Here is a 19,634-nt window from a genome sequence, read left to right as displayed (position 1 = left end):
TCGTCCTCGGTCAGGGCGTCGGGTACTTGGCGAGGATCTGGCGCAGCCGGTCGACGAAGTGCAGCGATTCGTCGTGGTCGCGCTGCCAGACGTTGCGGCCGAAGATGAGGCCGGTGGCCCCGGCCGACATCGACTCCTGCGCCTTCTCGAACATGGCCTCGTCGCCGGCCCGGCTGCCGCCGGAGACCAGCACCATGGTGCGGTTGGCGGCGCGGACGACCTCGTCGATGGCCTCCTGGCTGCTGAACTCGGCGGCGTAGGCGGCGGGCACGTCCGTGTGCTTCTCGGGGTGCGGGAAGTTCACCTTGACGACGTCGGCGCCGAGCTCACTGGCCACGCGGGCGGCGTAGTGCACCGCGTAGAAGGAGTCCTTGCCGCCCTTGTGTTCGATCGCCTCGCCGCGCGGGTACGCCCAGACGATCAAGGGCATGCCGAAGCGCTGCGCCTCCTGGCGGACCGCCCGGTACTGGGCGAAGTCGGCGTCCTGGGCCGGTGAGCCCACATAGAGGGTGTAGCCGACGGCGTCCGCACCCAGCCGCACCGCGTCCTCGACCGAGGCATGCAGCGGGGACAGCGCGCTGCGATCGCTGGGGATGTCGGTCTTGCCGTTGAGCTTCAGGATCAGCGGAACCTCGCCGGCGTAGTCCCAGTAGAACTTCTCGGCCAGCCCCACCTGGATGGCGATGCCGTTGAAGCCGCCCTCCAGCGCCAACCGGACGATGTACTTCGGGTCGGCGGCGATCGGGTCGGCGAAGAAGTCGCGGGGCCCGTGCTCCAGGCCCTGGTCGTAGGGCAGGAACAGGGCGGTGCCGTTGCCCAGACCGTGCTTGTAGAGGATCCGGTGCAGCCGGGCCTTCTTGCCCGCGCTCAGGCCGCATTGGCCGAGCCGTAGCCGAGTGGTCATGGCAGTCTCCTTTGACTCTTCCCTCACGGTGCGCGCGGGCGCGGCCGGGCGGTCAGAGGCGGTGGGCCCGCGACCCCGGGCCGATCGGCAGGCGCAGCGCCAGCCCGGGAATCACCGCGACGGCCGCGCACGCGAGCAGCTCGACCGGCGTGAGCGCCTCGGTGCCGAGCAGGGCCTGCAACGGCGGCAGCAGAACGCCCGCCACCTGAAGAACCCCGGAGACGGCGACGGCGGCGATCAGCGACCAGTTGCGAGGTGTACCCGGTGTGGCCCCGGCACGGACGGCCAAGGCCACGCCGAGCTGGGCGAGGCCCAGTACGACGAACATGACCGACTGCCAGGGCATCCCGTGGTGCAGGGCGAAGACACCGGCGCCGAGCACCACCGTGGCGACGCACAGGCCCCCGGCGAGCACGCTCGCCAGCAGCCCGTCACCCAGCACGGACTCCTGCGGTGAACGAGGCCGGCGCTCGAGCACGTCCGCCTCGGCCGGCTCCGCGCCCAGGGCCACGCCCGGCACGCCGTGGGTCAGCAGGTTGACCCAGAGCAGTTGCGCGGGCAGCAGCGCCAGCGGCATGCCGAACAGCGGCCCGGCCAACATGACGAGCAGCTCGGCGATGCCGCCGGAGAGGCCGTAGCGCAGGAACCGCCGGATGTTGTCGTAGATGCGCCGCCCCTCGCCGATGGCGTCGGCCACGGTGGCCAGGTTGTCGTCGACCAGCACCAGCTCGGCGGCCTGCCGGGCGACCTCGGTGCCGCCGCCCATCGCGACGCCGATGTCGGCGCGGCGCAGCGCCGGCGCGTCGTTGACGCCGTCGCCGGTCATGGCGACGATCTCGCCGCGCTCCTGGAGGGCGGCGACGATGTCGAGCTTCTCCTCGGGCTGCACGCGCGCGTACACCCGGGTGTCCCGGTCGTCCTCGTTGAACAGACCCAGCTGTGATCCGATCGCGGCGGCGGTCGCGGGATGATCCCCGGTGATCAACACAAGCTTCACGCCGGATCGGGCGAACGCGGCGGCGGTGTCCTTGGCGTTCGCCCGCAGCGGGTCGCCGATGCCCACGAGCCCGGCGGGGCGCAGCGGTGGCCGTGCCGAGCGATCGCCGGTGGTGGCGGTGGCGACGGCCAGCACCCGTAGGCCTCGCGCCGCCAGCTCGGCGGCGGCGCCGGCGTCGCTGGGCACGGCCTCGGGCGCGCCCTTGCAGACGATCAGATAGTCGCCGCCGGGCCGCCTGTGCACGGTCGTCATGCGGCGTGTGGCCTGGTCGAAGGGTTGTTCGTCCACCCGTGGCGCAGCCGCGCGCTCGGCCGCGACGTCGAGACCGCAGCGGGCGGCGAAGGCGATCAACGCGGCTTCCATGGGGTCGCCGGCGGCGGTCCACTCCTCACGGTCCGAATCCGGCGGGATGAGGTTCGCGTCGTTGCAGAGCACCGCGCCGAGGGCGAGCAGGCGCAGCTGCTCGCGCGACCCCGCCGTACCGCCGACGGTGTCGATCTCTCCCTCCGGGGCGTATCCGATGCCCGAGGCCGTGTGCCAGGCACCGTCGGCGGTGACGGCGTGCTGGACCGACATCCGGTTCTGCGTGAGGGTCCCGGTCTTGTCCGAGGCGATCACGGTGACCGACCCGAGCGTCTCCACCGCGTGCAGGCGCCGCGGGATGGCGCGGGTGCGGGCCATCCGGCGCGCGCCGAGCGCGAGGGCGAGGGTGACCACGGCCGGCAGGCTCTCCGGCACGGCGGCCACGACCAGGCTGACGGCGGTGATCGCCATGCGGGCGACCGGCTGCCCGGCGAGCAGGCCGAGGGCGAACACGACCGCCGAGACGGCGACGGCCGTCAGGCCGAGGACCCGCCCCAGCGCCGCGATGCGCCGCTGCAGTGGGGTCGGGCCCGGGCGGGTCCGGGCCACCAGCGCGGAGATCCGGCCGAGGGTGCTGTCGCGGCCGACCCGAGCGACGATCCCGGCCACCCGCCCGGTGGCCAGGACCGTTCCGGACGCGGCGTCCTCGCCGGGCGCCCGGTGCACCAGAACGGACTCGCCGGTCACCGCGGATTCGTCGAAACCGGCGCGCTGGGCGTCGCACAATCGCAGATCGGCCGGGACGACGTCGCCCGCTTCGAGGCGGACGAGGTCACCGCGCACCAGCTCGGCGGCGGGCACGACGCGATCCTCGCCGTCCCGCACGACCCGCGCGGTGGGCGCGGCCATCCGGTCCAGCGCCGCGATGGCCGCGTCCGCGCGAACCTCCTGGAAGACGCCGATGACCGTGTTGACGGTGACGACCAGAAGGATGACGGCGGTGTCCGGCACGTCGCCGAGCAGAATGGTGACGAGCGCGGCGGCCAGCAGCAGCGCGACCAGCGGGTCGGCGAGCTGCCGCCCGATCCGCCCGGCCAGCCGCCGCGGCCGCGGCGCCTCGACCAGGTTCGGGCCGTCCGCCGCCAGCCGGGCGGCGGCCTCGGCGGTGGTCAGGCCGTTGGTGACAAGGGCCGTGCTCACAACGGGTCTCCCTGGTGCTGGTTGACCGGAACGACAGCGACGGGGCATGGTGCCCCGGCTGCCACGGCGAGGGGAACGTCGTCCGTGCGGACCCGGCCGACCGCGCCGCGCCGTTTGTCCCCGACGACGAGCAGCTCGGCGCCGTACCCGGCCCGGATCAGCGCCTCCGCGGCGGACCCGTGCAGAACGGCCCGGCGAACCGGCACCGCGGGATGCCTGAGCGCGAACGGCTCCGTCTCCGCGGCGAGGAGTTCGAGAGCGGCGGGTTCGACGGCGAAATGGGTGGACAGGGTCACATCGTCGTAGAAGAAGTCGTCACGGCTCACGGCGCAGACATGAACGGCCGCCACGGGCAGCGCGTGTTCGACGGCGAAAGCGAAACCGAACTCGAGGGCGGAGCGGCTCGCGGGCGTGCCGTCCACACCGACGACGACATGCCCGCCGAGCTCGGCGCCGCGCGACGCGCGGGTTGCCGGTTTGACCACCACGACCGGGCAGTGTGCGCGCCGGAGCACCCGCCGTACCGTGCGGCCGCGCTCACCTTCACCGATGACCAGGAGACGGACCCCCGCGGACGCCGCGACCAGCCGTGCCCCCGGGTCTCCGACGGGTGCGAGCAGCGCGACGTGCCGGCGGCCCAGCCGCGTCTGCGTCCGGGCGACGGCGCGGGCCAGCGGCGGATCGACGAGTTCGAGCTGGGCGGGACCGAGCTCGCCGGCACTGCGATCGAGCGGTGAGCCGGGCGGGCAGACGTCCAGCAGCACGAGCCGCGCGCCGGTGTGCTCGGCCTCGTCGGCGGCCCAGGTGAGCGCGCGCCATCCGCCGGCGCCGCCGACGCCGGCCGCGATCGAGCAGCCCATGTTGCTCACCTACTCGGCGATGGCGACGAAGTCGCGGCGGGCAACGGCCGCGGCGTAGCCGATCTGGACCACCAGGTACGGGACGCCGGGAACGCCGATCAATCGGTGCGGCCCATCCACGTCCGCGGCATCGCTCGGTGGCGCCGTCACCAGACCGTCCGCGGCGGCGAGCAGGAGCAGGGCGATTCGACGGTCGACGCCGTCGATCCGGCGTGTGAAGCCGGCGAACAGATCCATCCCGTCGCCGGTGACCCGCCGGCTCCATGGTTGGCTGCCGAAGATCGACTGCGCGTGCCGGGTCGCGCGGGCGGCCTGCTCGAGCGGTGTCATGGTGGGAACCTTCCGTCGTCCGGTCTCCCGACTACCGTGCGGCCCGGCGCGGTGGCTGGTCAGAGCCGAAGGTCCCCTGTCGACCGGGAGCCGTCACCCGTAGGTGGGCCCGGCCCGACCGCTCTCGTGGCACCACCGGCACGTGCGGACCTGCGGAGGGTTGTATTCCAGGTCCGAAACCCGGCCTGGACGCGCCGGGCGCCATCTGGAGGGCCCGAGGACCTGGGCGTACGTACCGTCCGGCCCTGTGCTCCGCGGTGACACGGCGGTCTGCTGAGGATGCCGGCGATCCAGGAGGAGGACCGTGATGACGCAGCGACCGGACCGCGAATGGTTCCTCCTCCGCTGGCTCGCCGTGGTGACCGCGGGCGAGTTCGCCGGATTCTGCGTGCCGGTCATCGCCGGCGCGCTCACCGCCGGGGTGCCGGCCGCGATCGCCCTTCCGGCCGTCCTGGCCGCCGGCGCGGTGGAGGGCACGATGCTCGGGCTCGCTCAGGCCACCGTGCTCCGGCGGGTTCTCGTCGGTTTTCCGGTACGCCGGTGGCTGGCGGCGACGGCGGGGGCGGCCGTTCTCGCGTACGCGATCGGCATGATGCCCTCGACATGGCCGGCGGCGGCGCCGGTGGTGTTGATCATCGGCGGGCCGGTGTTGCTGGCGTCCATCGGCACGGCTCAGTGGCTCGTCCTGCGCACGGTGTTGCGGCGCTCGGCGAGCTGGATCGCCGGCACGGCGTTCGCCTGGCTCGTCGGCCTGGGGGTGTTCCTCGGCCTGGCCACGCCTCTCTGGCGACCGGGACAGGCGCTCCCGACCGTGCTGATGATCGGGGCCGTCGCCGGTCTGCTCATGGCCGCGGTGACATCCGGGATCACCGGGTTGGTCATGGGGCGGCTGGTGCGTCACTCGCGGCTGTTCGCCGCTACCCGGAAGACCGGGTAGCGGCCCGCGATCGCCTCGAACTCCGCCAGCGGCGCCCGCCGGTCGACCGGGATGTGCGGCCGTCCACCGGGCACTTTCTGCAGGTAGCGCTTGATGATCGGTGCCCGGCCGGCCACCGGCACCTCGACCAGGCGGCACTCCCGGGCGATACCACGCCGCAGCGTTGCCCGGCCGCCGGCGGCACGGACGTTGCGTACCCAGTTGCAGTCGTCGCCGAGCATGGACACCAGATACCAGTCACCCTGCCAGTCGGCCATGCCGAGCGGGAACCGGGTGATCCGGCCGGTCCGGCGGCCGGGAACCTCGAGTGTCACCCAGCGCCGCGGGAGCAGCCCGGCGCCCTGCACCGCGGCCCAGAAACGTGCGAACCGGCGCGCCGTGGCATCGCCCCGCCCGCCGCTGTACATGGCGCGCAGGCGGTCATCCGAATAGAACATCGGGATCCTCCGGGATCTTCGGGCGGCCACGTACGACCATGACCGTCTCGCCGGTCACCACGCTCCAGCACATCCCGGTACGGCCGTGACCACCAGGGTCCCTGGTCCTGATGCGACACGACCTCGGTCCCTGTCCCCCCACGGCGCGCTTGCAGCACGGTGAAGGGAACAAGGAGGAGCCATGACAACGCAGCTGCACCGTCCAACCGGCCGGCGGGCCGGATACGTGATCGCGGCGGCCGTCAACGGGTTGCTGCTGTTCCTCATCAATCAATGGCCGGGGTGGGACGCCGTGCCGTTCCTCAGCGCGGAGACCACCCAGGTCCTTCTCGCGGTGAACACCTCACTGATCGTCGGCATAGTGGTCAACGTGGTGTGGATCGCCTACGACCCGGGCTGGCTGACCGCGCTCGGCGAGCTGGCCACGACCGGCGTCGGCCTGGTCGCGATGATCCGGATGTGGCAGGTCTTCCCCTTCACGTTCACCGGCGGCTTCGACTGGGAAGTGGTGACCCGGATCCTGCTGGCCGTCGGTATCGGCGGATCCGTGATCGGCCTGATCGCCGGCCTCAGCCACCTCGTGACCGCGTTCCGCGTGAGAGGCTGAGGACCGTTCCGTCATTGTCGACGAGCGTTTCCCGTCGCCGGGATGACGCGAGCGGCCGGCGTCCACCTCCCCGCACCGCCCCTAGCTCGGAAACGCCGCCGAGCAAGCCGTTGGGCCTTTTCGGGGCCCGTTGAGACCGCCCGGCCGGGTAGTTCGGCCCTGACCCACGCGGCTGGTCCGAGCCGACGCTGGCCGTATGGCACAGACGACGATGCCGCCGGCCGATGTCGACGGACGGGAACCACCGACCGAGCTCTTCCGTCACCTGCGGTCCACTCCGTCCGGGCTGCGATCGAGGGAAGCCGCCCGCCGGCTGACCGTGTACGGGCCGAACGAGCTGACCCGGCGGCACGGCCGGCGGTGGCCGCGCCAGCTTCTGGCCCAGTTCACGCAGCCGCTCGCGGTGCTGCTCATGATCGCGGCGGTGCTCGCCTGGGCCGGGCACGCGCCCGCGCTGGCCGTGGCGGTCGTCGCGGTCATCCTGCTCAACGCGGCCTTCGCGTTCGTGCAGGAACGTCAGGCGGAGCGGGCCGTGGAGGCGCTCGCGGCCTATCTGCCGGACTCGGCGCTGGTCATGCGTGACGGCGTGCTGCTCGAGGTGCCGGCGCGCGACCTCGTGCCCGGCGATGTCATGGAGGTGGGTGAGGGCGACCGGATCTGCGCCGACGCCCGTCTCGTCGAGGGTTCGGTCGCGGTCGACCTTTCGGCGCTCAACGGCGAATCGGTGCCCGCCATCCGCGCCGCTGACGCGGAACTGGTGCCGGGTCCGCTGCTGGAGGCCAGCGAACTGGTCTTCAGCGGCACGTCCTGCACCGCGGGTCAGGCCCGCGCCGTGGTGACGCACACCGGGATGCGCACCGAGATCGGCCGCATCGCGGCGCTGTCGCAGCGCGGCCGGCAGGAGCCGAGCCCTCTGGAACGGCAGGTGCGGCGGGCCACGTGGATCATCGCCGCTGTGGCGGTCGTCGCCGGCGCCGCGTTCCTTCCGATCGGAGTGCTCGCCGGTCTCGGCTGGGCCGCGGCGATCACCTTCGCAATCGGGCTCATCGTGGCCAACGTCCCCGAGGGGTTGTTGCCCACGATCACATTGGCGCTCGCGGCGGGAGTGCGGGAGCTGGCCCGTTCCGGGGCGGTGGTCAAACGCCTGTCGGCCGTGGAGACCCTCGGTTCGACCACGGTGATCTGCACCGACAAGACCGGCACCCTGACCGAGAACCGGATGCGGGTCACCCGGGTCTGGATGGCCGGCGACGACCGGGACGCGACGGTGGCGGCCGGCGACCAGCCCGCCCGGGAGTTGGTGACGGCGGCGGCCCTGTGCACCACCGCCCATCTGGCCGGCGACGGGACGCCTGGTGACGCCGGTGATCCCACCGAGCTGGCCCTGCTGCGGCTGGCCGCCGACACCGGCGTGCCGGTGCACGCGGCCGACCGCGATGCGGCGCGGACCGCGTTGTACGCCTTCGACCCTCGCACCAAACGCATGTCCATCGAGGCCGGCGGCCGCCTCTTCTCGAAGGGCGCTCCCGAATCGGTCGTCCCGCTCTGCGCCACAATTCTCGGCGCCGGTGGGCAGGTGGGAGAGCTGACCGGCGCGACACGGTCCGAGGTGACGGCGGCGGTCGACCGATACGCGTCCGAGGGCCTGCGTGTGCTGGCGATCGCACGATCTTCCCGCGTGCCGGCCGGTGATCGTGAGTCGGCCGAGACCGGGCTCACCCTGCTCGGCCTGGTCGCCATGGCGGACCCGCCGCGCGCGGCGGTCCCCGCCTCCGTCGCCGCCGCTCACCGTGCCGGCATCACGGTGCACGTCATCACCGGTGACTACGGTCCCACCGCCGCGCAGATCGCCGCCCAGGCCGGCATCGGCAAGGGCGACGGGACCGTCATCACCGGCGCGGAGCTCGAGCGGATGGGCGACGCCGACCTCGACCGGCTGCTCGGTGACCATCACGAGATCGTCTTCGCCCGCTCGTCGCCCGAGGGGAAGTTGCGCGTCTGCGAGGCACTGCGCTCCGAGGGGCACATCGTCGCCATGACCGGCGACGGCGTCAACGACGCTCCGGCGCTGCGGCGCGCCGACATCGGCGTCGCGATGGGCCGGGCCGGCACCGACGTCGCCCGGGAGGCGGCCACCATGGTGCTCACGGACGACAACTTCGCGACCATCGTGCGGGCCGTCGAGGCCGGCCGGCAGGTGTACGACAACGTGCGCAAGTTCGTGCTCTACATCTTCGCGCACGCCGTGCCCGAGGTCGTCCCCTTCCTGATCTTCGCGCTTTCCGGCGGCGCCGTGCCACTGCCGCTGACCGTGTTGCAGATCCTCGCCATCGACCTGGGCACCGAGACCCTGCCGGCGCTGGCGCTGGGCCGGGAACGGGCCGAGCCCGGGTTGATGGACCGGCCGCCGCGATCGCCGAAGTCGGGCGTGATCGACCGGCGGCTGCTCGTGCGTGCCTGGGGACTGCTCGGGGTGACGTCCGCGGTGCTCGTCACGGCCGGCTTCTTCTGGGTCCTGTGGCGCGCGGGATGGCATCCGGGCGCGGACCTGCCCGCCGAGGTGCAGGCGAAGGCCGCGACGATGACGTTCGCCGGGATCGTCGCCTGCCAGATCGGCACCGCCATGGCCGCCCGCACGGATCTCGCGGCTCTTCGCACGATCGGGGTGTTCAGCAATCGCCTGCTGCTCGGCGGCATCGCCTTCGAGATCGTGTTCGCGGCCGCCCTCATCTATGTGCCGGCCTTCCAGCCGGTCTTCGGCACCGCAGCCCTGAGCGGGACCGAGTTGGCCCTTCTGGCGCCGTTCCCCGTGCTCGTGTGGGGCGCCGACGAGGTCTACCGGGCCCTGCTGCGCCGCGGTCGGTCCGGGCGAAACAGGTCGAACGCCTCTGCCCGCGAAGGCGTGCCCGGCGTGGGATGAAAGAGGAGGTGGCCGCCATGACGCAGGCGCACTCGGACGCCACCCACTTCGGTGACGCGATCAACCGTTATCTCGGTGCGGTCGGGTACCCCGACCCGTACGCCCCACGGACCCGCCCGGACGGGCCTTCCGCCCCAGCCCCACCGGCCACGGGGCTCATCGTGGTCGGCGCCGACGAGAGTCCGGCCGCCTGCGTCGCCGTGGATCACGCGGCCGTCGAGGCCGAGCTGCGCGGCTGGGCGCTGCGGATCGTGACCGTGCGGCACGCCGGCGGCGGAGACGCGGGCGCGCGGCTGCTCGACCGCCTCAGCGACCGGGTGCGCGCCGGCTCGCCCTCGGTGGCCGTGACCGGCCGGCTCGTGATCGGGCCCGACCCGGCACGGTCGTTGCTCCTGGAGGCCCGGGGCGCCGGCCTCGTGGTGGTCGGGCACCGGCGCGGCGCCACCGCGACCACGCTCGGGCGCAGCCTCGCCGACCGGGTGGCCCGGCAGCACGACGACCCGGTGCTGATCGTGCGCATGCCGGCCGGGTCCGGCTGGGCATCATGGCCTTTGGTCGTCGGCGTCGACGGCTCGGCGACGGCCCGGGCGTCGCTGGATTTCGCTCTCGCCGAGGCGCGAATCCGAGGCTGCGAGGTCGTCGTGCTGCATGTCGTCGGTGACGGCTCCGATCTGGCGCGGCGTCTGGAGACACACTCGCCCGTACCCGTCCGTCACAAGATCATCCAGGGAGACCCGGCCGCCGCGCTGATCGAGGCCTCCGGCCGGGCCGCCGCCGTGGTCATCGGCCGCCACCACCACGGGGTTCTGATGCCTGGCACGGCCCTGAGCGCGGCCGCTCACCTGCTCCCGCAGCGGGCACTGTGCCCTGTTTTCATGGTTGGGCCGGGACAGTCATGAGGATGTTCTCCGATCGCGTCGCCGCGGGCCGGGCTCTGGCTCGCCGGCTCCGAGGGCTGAGGCGCTCCGGCGGGGTGGTCCTGGGCGTGCCCCGAGGTGGAGTGCCGGTGGCGTTCGAGATGGCCAAGGCGTTGCGCCTGCCCTTGGACGTCATCGTGGTGCGCAAGGTCGGCGTGCCCGGTGACCCCGAACTGGCCATGGGCGCCGTGGGCGAGGACGGGGTGGCGGTCGTCAACGCCGATGTGGTCGCCGCCGCCCACGTCACGGCCTCGGAATTCGCCTCGGCCCAGCGACGAGCGCGGAACGAGGTCAGCGAACGGGCCCACAAGCTTCGCGACGGTTGGGATCGTGTCGTTCTCCAAGGCCGGACCGTGATCCTGGTGGACGACGGCGCGGCGACCGGCGCGACCGCCCGTGCGGCCTGTCAGATCGCCCGCAAACTCGGCGCTGGGCGAGTGATGGTCGCCCTTCCGGTCGGCTCGAACGAGGCCGTGGACATCCTGCGGGCCACCGCCGACGAAGTAGTCTGCCTGGCTCGGCCGCAGCCGTTCCTGTCGGTGGGCTACTACTACGACGACTTCTCACCTGTCACGGATGTGGACGTCGTCCGTCTGCTGATCAGCCACGCAGGATCCGGACTTCCCCGGTACGCCTCATCTTCTGCCACTGGAGGCGCCGCCCGGCCACGGCCGTGAGCGCCGAGTGGAGAAGGACCAGATACATCAACTGGCGGTAGAAGACCTGCTGCAACGGCAGCGTCCACAGCGGCCGCAGCGGCTCGTGGTCGAGGCGGAAGGCCACCGCCGCCGTCACGGTCTGCACCACGAGCATCGAGAGCCAGCCCAGAGCCGCCGCTTTACTGTCCAGGAAGAACAGCCCGTACACCGCCATGATGTCGAACAGCGGCGCCAGCAGCGGCAGGAACACGGTGAACGGGACGACCAACAGGAGCGTGCGCCGCCCGAACCGGCCCGACGGCCCGCCGTCCGTGACGGCCCGGCGGTGCTTCCACAACGCCTGCATCGTGCCGAAGCTCCATCGGTACCGCTGTCGCCACAGCTGCCGCATGCCGGTCGGGGCCTCCGTCCAGGCACGGGCGTCGTCCACGAAGACCACGCGCCAGCCGGCGCGCTGCACGGCGATGGTGAGATCAGTGTCTTCCGCCAGCGTGTCGAGCCGCAGACCGCCCGCGTCGGTCAGAGCCCGGCGCCGGAAGGCGCCCAGCGCGCCCGGGATGGTGGGGATGCAGCCGAACGTGTCGTACAAGCGCCGGTCGAGATTGAAGCCCACCACGTACTCGATGTGCTGCCATGTGCCGAGCAGGCCCCGCCGGTTGCCGACCTTGACGTTGCCCGAGACGCCGCCCACCTGCGGGTCCGCGAACGGCCGTACGAGGCGGTGGATCGCGTCCGGCTCGACGACCGTGTCGGCGTCCACCATGACGATCAGGTCGTGGCGGGCGAACGCGACGCCGGTGTTGAGCGCCGTTGCCTTGCCGCCCGAGGGTTGCCGGATCACCCGCACGTTGTCCAGAGCCAGTCGGCGTACGACGTCACCGGTCCCGTCCGTCGAGTTGTCGTCGACCACGACCACCTCGACGCCCGGGTGGGCGGAGGACGCCAGTGATCGCACCGCGGGCCCGATCGTCGCGGCCTCGTTGAACGCCGGCACGATGATCGACACCGGCTCGGTGACCGGGGGTCCCCAGGACCAGGGCGGCCCGCGGCGCTGCCGGGCGTGCCGCACGGCGACCACGATCAGCAGCACGGTGCGGGCGAGGACCAGCGCGCCGGCCGCGAACAGCAGCACCCAGAGCGCGCGGAGGGTCAGGTCGGCGATTAGGACCATCCACACCAGCGCCCATCCGCGCGACTGCGCGAGGAATCCGGCCGGCCGGCCGGCCGGCGGGATCCGGCCGGCCAGTGCCTCCGAGACCGTGAGGAACCGGTAGCCGCGCTGTTGCAGACGCGGAATGAGCAGGTCCAGGGCGGCCACGGTCTGCGAGCGGTCGCCGCCCGCGTCGTGCATCAGAACCACGGCGCCGGCGCCGTTCGCCGGTGTCGCGTGGCGCGCGATCGCTTCGGCGCCGGGCCGCTGCCAGTCCTGGCTGTCGAGGTCGTTGAGCACGGTCAGGTACCCCTGGAGGCCGGCCTGTCGTAGTGCGGCCATGTCGCTGTCGTCCAGCGCGTCAGGGGTCGAGGAGTACGGCGGACGGTACAGGGTCGTGGAACGGCCGGTGCGGTAGGCGATCGCGCCCTGCGTCGCGGCGTACTCGAGGCGGCGCAACCAGGACGGCACAGCGCCCATGCGGGGGTGCGTGAAGGTGTGCACGCCGATGTCGTTGCCCTCGGCGACGATGCGCCGGGAAAGGCCAGGGTTGCGCAGGACCTGGGTGCCGAGCACGAAGAATGTGGCGTGCGCCCCGTGCCGCCGCAGGACGTCGAGGACCTGCGGGGTCCATCGCCGATCGGGCCCGTCGTCAAAGGTGATCACGATGGTGCGGGCCGGAATCCGGTACGTGAGCGGCTCGGCGCCGGAAAGGTCCAGGACCGGGCCGCCGTGCTGGACCGCCGTGGGCACGGCGTCCGTGGACTGTTCCTCCTGCGGGATGCTGTCCGGCGCGAAGTCGAAGCGCAGGTACGCCTCCACGAGCAGCATGTTCACCAGCAGAAGGAGCAACGCGAAGACCACCACGCCGCGCAGGATGGACCGCCGCCGGCGCAGCGCGGGAATGCTTCCGGTGGTCATCTCGGGTCCGGTGTCGCGGGCGCCGTGGTAAAGGCTCATTGCGGCACTCCACCGCTGAGCTGGCTGAACCAGAACGCCAGCAGGAGGACGAGAAGAGCGAGGCCGACCACGTACGCGGCGATGCGCAGGCGACGGCGACGACCGCCCGCTGGATCGTGGAAGACGGGCCGGGGCGCCTCGTCGAAATGGGCCACCTCGGTGGAGGCCCGGTCGATCGGCGGCACGCGGCCGCTCACACGGCCGACGCGTACCCGTCCGGCCACCCGCCCCACCGCGCGTGGTGTCGTCTGCCCTTGCGCACGCCGTTTTCTGGCCATGACTCGACGCTAAGCTTCGTCCGTCCACCCTGGCATGTTCCGAAAGTCCCGGAGGCGGGGCCGGTGGCCCCGCCTCCGGACGGTGATGTCACCGAGGGTCCTCGGTGATGACGACGGTGCCGATGAACTCACCTTCGATGCAGGGTGAGGCCGGTCCGGTGGGCGGGATGTTGGGATCGAAGCGGTCAGTCATGTCCGACTCCTTTCATACGAAGGGCCTTCACCACCGATGCTTGTTCCGCGGCGCGCGACCGCACAGGGAACCAGGTCCTACGTGGACATGTCCGCACCGGCAAATGGCGTCTGCTTTCCGGGTTCGCCGAATTCGGTCGCCGCCGCGGAGCGTCGTATTCTCCGCGCGCGGTCACCAGCCGTCACAGGAATTGACGGAAGTAATTCGATAGAAAGGGTGTGCCGTTACGCCTCGGCGGCCGGTGTAGGAATACGCACCGTCACTCTCGTCCCGGCCGGCCGGGGGCCTTCGACCGGGATGAGAGGCCCGGGGGACCAGGTACTGCCCACGCCGACGGGACCTTCGACTCTGCCTCGTACGGCGTTTCGGCGAAACGCTGGAGGCAAACCACGCCGGAGACGGAGGACGACCATGACCTACCGTATTGCGATCAACGGGTTCGGCCGCATCGGCCGCAACTATCTGCGGATGCTGACGAACGGGAAAGACGACCTTCGGGTGGTCGCGGTCAACGACCTGTACGACACCGCGACGCTCGCGCACCTGCTCGCGTACGACTCTACCTTCGGGCCTTTCGCGGCCGAGGTCGGTCACGCCGACGACGCCCTGATCGTCGGCGGGCGCCGTATCCCAGCGTTCCGGCAGCGCACGCCGGACGAGCTGCCCTGGGGTGAGCTCGGCGTCGATCTGGTCATCGAGTCGACCGGCAAGCTGCGGACCCGCGACGACGCGGCGCTGCACCTGAAGGCGGGCGCGGGCCGCGTGCTGATCTCCGCCCCGGGCAAGGGCGTGGACGCGACGCTGGTCCCCGGGGTCAACGCCGACGCGTACGACCCGGTCCGGCATCAGGTCGTCTCGGCGGCCTCCTGCACGACCAACTGCGTCGCGCCACTGCTGAAGGTGATTCACGAGGCGTTCGGCATCGAGCAGGGATATCTGACCACGGTGCACGCGTACACGAACGACCAGAACGTGCTGGACGCACCGCACAAGGACCCGCGGCGGTCCCGGGCGGCGGCCGTGAACATCATCCCGACCAGCACGGGGGCGGCGAAGGCGGTGGGCCTGGTGCTGCCGGAGCTCGCCGGCCGTCTCGACGGTGTCGCGCTGCGGGTGCCGGTGGTGGACGGGTCGATCAGCGACCTCACCCTCACCCTGGCCGCCGAAGTCACGGCCGAGCGTGTCAACGAGGCCGTCGCCGTGGCCGCGAACTCGGGCCTGCGTGGCATCATCCGTTACACCGAGGCGCCGCTGGTCTCCACCGACGTCATCGGCGATCCCGCCTCCTGTGTCTTCGACGCCCGGCTCACCCAGGCCCAGGGGCGCCTGGTGAAGGTGTTCGGGTGGTACGACAACGAGTGGGGCTACACCAGCCGTCTCGCCGACCTGACGAAACAGATGGCAGGGAGCTGACGACATGCGTGTCAAGGACATCATGAGCAGCCCGGTGCACACCGTGCGGCAGACCGCCTCGGTGGAGAGCGCCGCCGAGTTGATGGGCGCGCGGTCGGTGACCGCGCTTCCGGTGGTCGACGAGGCCGGTGTGCTGGTCGGCATGGTCAGCGAGAGCGACCTGCTGTGGCACCGGGTCCCGGAGGATCCGACCGCTCACCTGCGCCCCCGGCCCGATCTGGATCCGCAGCACCGGCCCGGGATGGTGGTGGAGGTGATGTCGCCCTATCCGCTGACCACCCGGCCCGACACCGACGTCGCCGACGTCGCCGAGGCCATGCTGGAGAACGACGTGCGCAGCCTGCCCGTGCTCGACGACACCGCCCTGGTCGGCATCGTGAGCCGCCGCGACATCCTGCGCGCCATGGTGCGCAGCGACGAGGTGCTCGTGCGGGAGGTGCAGCACCGCCTGGACGAGTACGCCGACGGCCGTCAGCGCTGGAAGGCCACCGTTCAGGGCGGGATCGCCCGGGTGCACGGGAGTTTCGACGACGAGACCGAGCGGTCGGTCGTCACGGTGCTGGCCCGCACCGTGCCCGGTGTCGCCGGGGCCGAGGTCGGGGCCACCGAGCCGTGAGGCCGCGATGATCGAGGGCCGGTGGTGTTGACCTGGCGGTGGTCGCGCGGGGACGTGCCGGCCGGGCTCACAGTGGCCGCTTACCTGGTGCCTCAGGTACTGGCGTACGCCGGCCTGGCCGGGTTGCCGCCGGTCGTGGGGCTGTGGGCGGCCGTTCCCGCGCTGCTCGCGTACGCGCTGCTGGGGACCTCGCGGCTGCTGTCGGCCGGGCCGGAATCGACCACGGCGCTGATGACGGCGGCCGTGGTCGGCCCGATGGCGGCCGGTGACCCGGGGCGCTACGCGGGGCTCGCGGCCGCCCTGGCGGTCACCGTCGGCGCGCTGTGCCTGGTGAGCAGGCTGCTGCGGCTCGGGTTCGTGGCCGACCTCCTGTCCCGGCCGATCCTGGTCGGTTATCTGGCCGGGGTCGCGGCGATCATGGTGGCGAGCCAGCTCGGAAAACTGACCGGCGTCCCGGTCGAAGGAGACTCGTTCTTCGGGGAGCTGGCGTCGTTCGTCACGGGCCTGCCGGGGCTCGACGGGCCGACCACGGTCTTCGCCGCGGCAGTGCTCGTGTTCCTGTTCGGCGTCCAGATGCTGGCGCCGCGAGTGCCCGTACCGCTGATCGCCGTGCTTCTGGCAACGACGGCCGTGGCGCTGTTCGGGCTGGAGGAGCACGGAATCAAGGTCGTCGGAGCCGTGCCGACCGGCATGCCGCTCCCGGCCGTGCCGGATCTCAGCGAGGTCGCGTCCCTCCTGCTGCCCGCCGTCGGCGTCCTGCTGGTGGGCTACAGCGACACGATCCTGACGGCGCGGTCGTTCGCCCGCTCCTCCGAGGAGATCGACGCGAACCAGGAGCTGGTGGCCCTGGGCGTGGCCAACGTCGCCGCCGGCTTCTGGCAGGGGATGCCGGTCAGCAGCAGCGGCAGCCGGACCGCTCTGGCCCGGGCCGCCGGCGGTCGTACGCAGGTCTACTCGCTGATCGTCCTGGTGCTCGTCGTCGCGACGCTGCTGTTCGCCGGTCCGCTGCTGAAGTCCTTCCCGACGGCCGCGCTCGGCGCGATCGTGGTCTACGCCGCGTTCCGGCTCGTCGACGTGGCCGGCTTCCGCCGCCTCGCCCGCTTCCGGCGCAGCGAGCTTCTGCTGGCGGTGAGCTCCCTGCTGGGGGTGCTGATCTTCGACATCTTGTACGGGGTGGTGCTCGCGGTCGCGTTGTCGGTGGCCGAGATGCTGGCCCGGGTCGCGCGGCCGCACGACGCTGTGCAGGGGCTGGTGCCGGGCCTGGCCGGGATGCACGACGTGGACGACTATCCAGCGGCGCGGACCGTGCCCGGCCTGGTCGTCTACCGCTACGACTCGCCGCTCTTCTTCGCCAACGCCGAGAACTTCCGGCGACGGGCGCTGGCGGCGGTCCGGGACCACGACGGCCCGGTCGCCTGGTTCGTGCTCAACACCGAGGCGAACGTGGAGGTGGACATCACCGCCCTCGACGCTGTGGAGCGGCTCCGGCGCGAGCTGGAGGGCCGCGGCATCGTCTTCGCGCTGGCCCGGGTCAAGCAGGACCTGCTGGACGACCTCGAGGCGTTCGGCCTGGTCGCCTCGGTCGGCCCCGACCGGATCTTCCCTACGTTGCCGACGGCGGTCGCCGCCTACGAGAAGTGGCGCGCCGATCCGTCGTAACCGGGACCTACGGCCCTGTGTTCCAGGCCGAGACGGGCCTACACAGGAAGTGACGAAGCAGGAGGTGGACCATGATGCACACACGCACCTGGACAGTCGAGATCAACCTCGTCGAGGACGAGGAGCAACGCCGTACGAGGGCGACCGCGGTCCTGCACAGCGACGCCCGCACCCCCGTGCGCGGCGAGGGCGAGGCCCGGCGCCGCCCGGCCGACGCCGAAGTGCCCGAGATCGGCGACGAGTTGGCCACGGCACGAGCGCTGGCGGATCTCGCGTACAAGCTGCTCGACGTGACGGCGGCCGACATCGAACAGTTCACCCACCGCCCCGCGCACCTGACGGGCTGACCGCCGAAGCAGGAGACCGGAGGTGAGGCAAATGTGGATCATGCTGACGATACTGGGATGCCTGATCGCGGCCTGTGCTCTGCCCGTTGTGTATTCGTGGTACGACGACCTCGCGGCGCAACGGCGCAGATCTTCGGCCGAGAGCGACGGCACCCCGGACGGCACCCGGGCCGAGCCGCCGGCGACCTTGGAGGGTGTCCTGGCCGCGCAGCTGACCTCCGGGGAGATCACGCGGGGGCAGTACCAGCGGGCCATGGCGAAGATCGCCGAACGGGACGACGAACGTCACCCGCTGGTCGTGCCACCGGAACAGGGTGCCGCGGGCGTGTGAGACAGGCCGACGCGGATCTGCTCGCGGGCGGCGGCGGGGTCGAGGTACCGGCCGGCGGGGCCGGCGACCGGACGGCCCCGCCGGTCCAGGCCGTAGCGCATCGGCACGGCGGTCGGGATGTCCAGAGCTTCCACCTCCCGCGGTCCGATTTCCTCCAGGAACATCACGAAGGCCCGCAAGGTGTTGCCGTGCCCGACCACCAGCGGCGTCTGCCCGGCCAGTAGTTGCGGGAAGAGGATGTCGGTCCAGTACGGCAGCATGCGCTGCCAGACGTCGGCGAGGCTTTCGGTGCGCGGGCGGGCGCCGGGCGCGAGGCCGGTGTACCGGTCATCGGCGTACATCGTGGCGGCGTCGTCGTCGCTCATGGGCGGCGGTGCCACCGCGTACGACCGGCGCCAGGCCCGGAACACCGCGGCGTCGACCTCGGCGGCGACGGCCCGCTTGTCGCGGCCGGTGAGGGCGCCGTAGTGGCGCTCGTTGAGCCGCCAGGAGCGGTGCACCGGCACCCAGCCGCGGTTCAGCCCGTGCGTGACGATCTCCGCGGTGGAGATCGAGCGGCGCAGCAGCGACGTGTGCACGCTCGTCGGGCGCATCCCCAGCGCGCGCAGGGCCTCGGCGGCACCGCGGGCCTGAGCCGCACCGAGCTCGCTCAGGGGCACGTCGGACCAGCCGGTGAAGACATCCGCCGCGTTGCTCACACTCTGCCCGTGTCTGAGCAGCAGCAGGGCGCCGCCGTGATCCGTACGTGTCATTCCAGCACCGTAGGCGACGGGGCGCACGTCCCGGCCGGGCGGGCCGATCGGCCCCTGATGTGTGCCCGCCCGCCCCCGTACCGTGAGGGATCGAGGCCTGTCGAAGGAGGACGCGGTGAAGACCTGGAAAGTCGACGATGTCATGACCGAAGCAGTGCTGTCCGTCGAGGCGGACGACTCCTACCGCGACGTGGTCGACCTGCTGATCGAGAACAGACTGAGCGCGGTGCCGGTGATCGACGCTTTCCGGCACGTGGTCGGCGTGGTCTCCGAGGCCGACCTGCTGCGCAAGATCGAGTTCGCCGGTGAGGAGGAGCCCCGGATGTTCGACGGCCGGCGCCGGCGCGGCGAGCGGCGCAAGGCCAAGGCGAGCACGGTGGCCGACCTGATGAGCGCGCCGGCCGTCGTGGCGCTCAGTGGCACGCCGATCGCCTCGGCGGCGCGGCTGATGGACCAGGAGAAGGTCAAGCGGCTGCCCGTCATCGACGATCTCGGGCGGCTGATCGGCATCGTGTCCCGCGCCGACCTGCTCAAGGCCCACCTCCGGCCGGACGGCGACATCCTCGCGGACGTGGAGTCGGGCGTTCTCCAGCCCTACGTGGACGACGAGGGCACGACGGTGACGGCGGCCGTCGTCGACGGCGTGGTGACCTTGTCCGGGCGCGTGCAGCGATACACGTCGGCCGAGATTGCCGAGCGGCTCGTCCGCCAGGTGGCGGGCGTGGTCGAGGTGCGTTCCTCACTCGAGCACGACTACGACGATCGCCAGTTCCTCGACGTCCGCAAAGGGACGGTGGCCGGCTGACGGCTCGAGGGGTCTTTCAGCCCTGCCGCGCCCGTTCGGGGCCACCCTAGCGTTGAGGC

General features: G+C 72.0%; 19 protein-coding genes. 11 read left to right on the top strand and 8 right to left on the bottom strand.

Features of this window, described 5'->3' with window-relative positions; all coding sequences use genetic code 11:
- Window positions 1–10: 10 nt before the first annotated feature.
- The 4 genes from CRP55_RS34020 to CRP55_RS34005 are packed head-to-tail and all read right to left on the bottom strand — an operon-like array spanning window position 11 to window position 4,594.
- Window positions 11–904 (bottom strand): class I fructose-bisphosphate aldolase, encoded by an 894-nt coding sequence (locus CRP55_RS34020; RefSeq protein WP_097325638.1) that lies wholly within the window; start codon window positions 902–904, stop codon window positions 11–13.
- Between the two features lie 52 nt (window positions 905–956).
- A complete protein-coding gene (locus CRP55_RS34015; protein ID WP_245923555.1) occupies window positions 957–3,404 on the bottom strand; it encodes a cation-translocating P-type ATPase in 2,448 nt (815 codons plus the stop codon).
- Window positions 3,401–4,264, bottom strand: coding sequence for a universal stress protein (locus tag CRP55_RS34010; protein WP_143235096.1), 864 nt, complete (start codon window positions 4,262–4,264; stop codon window positions 3,401–3,403). The genes CRP55_RS34015 and CRP55_RS34010 overlap by 4 nt, the downstream gene beginning before the upstream one ends.
- A 9-nt stretch (window positions 4,265–4,273) precedes the next feature.
- Window positions 4,274–4,594 (bottom strand): hypothetical protein, encoded by a 321-nt coding sequence (locus tag CRP55_RS34005; protein ID WP_097325633.1) that lies wholly within the window; start codon window positions 4,592–4,594, stop codon window positions 4,274–4,276.
- Window positions 4,595–4,901: 307 nt separating this feature from the next.
- On the opposite strand from CRP55_RS34005, the gene CRP55_RS34000 reads away from it, so the two are divergent.
- Window positions 4,902–5,531 (top strand): hypothetical protein, encoded by a 630-nt coding sequence (locus tag CRP55_RS34000; RefSeq protein ID WP_097325631.1) that lies wholly within the window; start codon window positions 4,902–4,904, stop codon window positions 5,529–5,531.
- On the opposite strand, the gene CRP55_RS33995 is transcribed toward CRP55_RS34000, so the two are convergent.
- Window positions 5,492–5,968 carry a nitroreductase/quinone reductase family protein gene (locus CRP55_RS33995; protein WP_097325630.1) on the bottom strand — a complete coding sequence of 159 codons (477 nt, stop codon included), beginning with the start codon at window positions 5,966–5,968 and terminating at the stop codon, window positions 5,492–5,494. The genes CRP55_RS34000 and CRP55_RS33995 overlap by 40 nt on opposite strands.
- Window positions 5,969–6,149: 181 nt before the next feature.
- On the opposite strand from CRP55_RS33995, the gene CRP55_RS33990 reads away from it, so the two are divergent.
- The 4 genes from CRP55_RS33990 to CRP55_RS33975 all read left to right on the top strand — a co-directional run bounded on the left by CRP55_RS33990 (window position 6,150) and on the right by CRP55_RS33975 (window position 11,089).
- The gene (locus CRP55_RS33990) at window positions 6,150–6,575 is read left to right on the top strand and encodes a hypothetical protein (RefSeq protein WP_097325628.1); all 426 of its coding nucleotides are present in this window, start codon (window positions 6,150–6,152) and stop codon (window positions 6,573–6,575) included.
- A gap of 196 nt (window positions 6,576–6,771) precedes the next feature.
- Entirely contained in the window at window positions 6,772–9,495 is a 2,724-nt protein-coding gene (locus tag CRP55_RS33985; RefSeq protein ID WP_097325627.1) for a cation-translocating P-type ATPase, read from the top strand.
- Window positions 9,496–9,512: 17 nt separating this feature from the next.
- Window positions 9,513–10,394, top strand: coding sequence for a universal stress protein (locus tag CRP55_RS33980; protein ID WP_179855447.1), 882 nt, complete (start codon window positions 9,513–9,515; stop codon window positions 10,392–10,394).
- Window positions 10,395–10,396: 2 nt separating this feature from the next.
- A complete protein-coding gene (locus CRP55_RS33975; RefSeq protein WP_245923554.1) occupies window positions 10,397–11,089 on the top strand; it encodes a phosphoribosyltransferase in 693 nt (230 codons plus the stop codon).
- Here CRP55_RS33975 and CRP55_RS33970 read toward each other — a convergent pair.
- A complete protein-coding gene (locus CRP55_RS33970; RefSeq protein WP_245923553.1) occupies window positions 11,013–13,181 on the bottom strand; it encodes a bifunctional polysaccharide deacetylase/glycosyltransferase family 2 protein in 2,169 nt (722 codons plus the stop codon). The two genes, CRP55_RS33975 and CRP55_RS33970, sit on opposite strands and share 77 nt — an antisense overlap.
- On the bottom strand, window positions 13,178–13,459 hold the full coding sequence (locus CRP55_RS33965) for a hypothetical protein (protein WP_143235094.1): 282 nt from the start codon (window positions 13,457–13,459) through the stop codon (window positions 13,178–13,180). Before CRP55_RS33965 ends, CRP55_RS33970 begins: the two co-directional genes overlap by 4 nt.
- Window positions 13,460–14,063: 604 nt before the next feature.
- Here CRP55_RS33965 and gap point away from each other — a divergent pair.
- The 5 genes from gap to CRP55_RS33940 all read left to right on the top strand — a co-directional run bounded on the left by gap (window position 14,064) and on the right by CRP55_RS33940 (window position 18,018).
- On the top strand, window positions 14,064–15,065 hold the full coding sequence (gap, locus tag CRP55_RS33960; protein ID WP_097325620.1) for a type I glyceraldehyde-3-phosphate dehydrogenase: 1,002 nt from the start codon (window positions 14,064–14,066) through the stop codon (window positions 15,063–15,065).
- A gap of 4 nt (window positions 15,066–15,069) precedes the next feature.
- Entirely contained in the window at window positions 15,070–15,681 is a 612-nt protein-coding gene (locus CRP55_RS33955) for a CBS domain-containing protein (protein WP_097325619.1), read from the top strand.
- Window positions 15,682–15,702: 21 nt separating this feature from the next.
- Window positions 15,703–17,340, top strand: a complete 1,638-nt coding sequence (locus CRP55_RS33950) for a SulP family inorganic anion transporter (RefSeq protein ID WP_097325617.1) — start codon at window positions 15,703–15,705, stop codon at window positions 17,338–17,340.
- A gap of 71 nt (window positions 17,341–17,411) precedes the next feature.
- Complete coding sequence (locus CRP55_RS33945; protein WP_097325616.1) at window positions 17,412–17,687, top strand: DUF1876 domain-containing protein; 276 nt, start codon at window positions 17,412–17,414, stop codon at window positions 17,685–17,687.
- Window positions 17,688–17,727: 40 nt separating this feature from the next.
- Entirely contained in the window at window positions 17,728–18,018 is a 291-nt protein-coding gene (locus tag CRP55_RS33940; protein WP_143235092.1) for a hypothetical protein, read from the top strand.
- On the opposite strand, the gene CRP55_RS33935 is transcribed toward CRP55_RS33940, so the two are convergent.
- Window positions 17,973–18,770 (bottom strand): 2,3-bisphosphoglycerate-dependent phosphoglycerate mutase, encoded by a 798-nt coding sequence (locus CRP55_RS33935; RefSeq protein WP_097325613.1) that lies wholly within the window; start codon window positions 18,768–18,770, stop codon window positions 17,973–17,975. The two genes, CRP55_RS33940 and CRP55_RS33935, sit on opposite strands and share 46 nt — an antisense overlap.
- Window positions 18,771–18,885: 115 nt before the next feature.
- On the opposite strand from CRP55_RS33935, the gene CRP55_RS33930 reads away from it, so the two are divergent.
- Complete coding sequence (locus tag CRP55_RS33930) at window positions 18,886–19,575, top strand: CBS domain-containing protein (RefSeq protein WP_097325611.1); 690 nt, start codon at window positions 18,886–18,888, stop codon at window positions 19,573–19,575.
- Window positions 19,576–19,634: the final 59 nt, after the last annotated feature.

Origin of the sequence: Paractinoplanes atraurantiacus (assembly GCF_900215205.1) — a bacterium.
Lineage (GTDB): Bacteria > Actinomycetota > Actinomycetes > Mycobacteriales > Micromonosporaceae > Actinoplanes > Actinoplanes atraurantiacus.
This window is presented reverse-complemented; position numbering and strand designations above follow the sequence as displayed.

What these genes read in the sequence shown, in the direction of transcription:
- CRP55_RS33970 (WP_245923553.1), bottom strand. Translation starts at nt 13,181, where the DNA reads ATGAGCCTTTACCACGGCGCCCGCGACACCGGACCCGAGATGACCACC.
- CRP55_RS33955 (WP_097325619.1), top strand. Translation starts at nt 15,070, where the DNA reads ATGCGTGTCAAGGACATCATGAGCAGCCCGGTGCACACCGTGCGGCAG.
- CRP55_RS33940 (WP_143235092.1), top strand. Translation starts at nt 17,728, where the DNA reads ATGCTGACGATACTGGGATGCCTGATCGCGGCCTGTGCTCTGCCCGTT.
- CRP55_RS33980 (WP_179855447.1), top strand. Translation starts at nt 9,513, where the DNA reads ATGACGCAGGCGCACTCGGACGCCACCCACTTCGGTGACGCGATCAAC.
- CRP55_RS34010 (WP_143235096.1), bottom strand. Translation starts at nt 4,264, where the DNA reads ATGGGCTGCTCGATCGCGGCCGGCGTCGGCGGCGCCGGCGGATGGCGC.
- CRP55_RS33935 (WP_097325613.1), bottom strand. Translation starts at nt 18,770, where the DNA reads ATGACACGTACGGATCACGGCGGCGCCCTGCTGCTGCTCAGACACGGG.
- CRP55_RS33985 (WP_097325627.1), top strand. Translation starts at nt 6,772, where the DNA reads ATGGCACAGACGACGATGCCGCCGGCCGATGTCGACGGACGGGAACCA.
- gap (WP_097325620.1), top strand. Translation starts at nt 14,064, where the DNA reads ATGACCTACCGTATTGCGATCAACGGGTTCGGCCGCATCGGCCGCAAC.
- CRP55_RS34020 (WP_097325638.1), bottom strand. Translation starts at nt 904, where the DNA reads ATGACCACTCGGCTACGGCTCGGCCAATGCGGCCTGAGCGCGGGCAAG.
- CRP55_RS33975 (WP_245923554.1), top strand. Translation starts at nt 10,397, where the DNA reads ATGTTCTCCGATCGCGTCGCCGCGGGCCGGGCTCTGGCTCGCCGGCTC.
- CRP55_RS34005 (WP_097325633.1), bottom strand. Translation starts at nt 4,594, where the DNA reads ATGACACCGCTCGAGCAGGCCGCCCGCGCGACCCGGCACGCGCAGTCG.
- CRP55_RS33995 (WP_097325630.1), bottom strand. Translation starts at nt 5,968, where the DNA reads ATGTTCTATTCGGATGACCGCCTGCGCGCCATGTACAGCGGCGGGCGG.
- CRP55_RS33965 (WP_143235094.1), bottom strand. Translation starts at nt 13,459, where the DNA reads ATGGCCAGAAAACGGCGTGCGCAAGGGCAGACGACACCACGCGCGGTG.
- CRP55_RS34000 (WP_097325631.1), top strand. Translation starts at nt 4,902, where the DNA reads ATGACGCAGCGACCGGACCGCGAATGGTTCCTCCTCCGCTGGCTCGCC.
- CRP55_RS33990 (WP_097325628.1), top strand. Translation starts at nt 6,150, where the DNA reads ATGACAACGCAGCTGCACCGTCCAACCGGCCGGCGGGCCGGATACGTG.
- CRP55_RS33945 (WP_097325616.1), top strand. Translation starts at nt 17,412, where the DNA reads ATGATGCACACACGCACCTGGACAGTCGAGATCAACCTCGTCGAGGAC.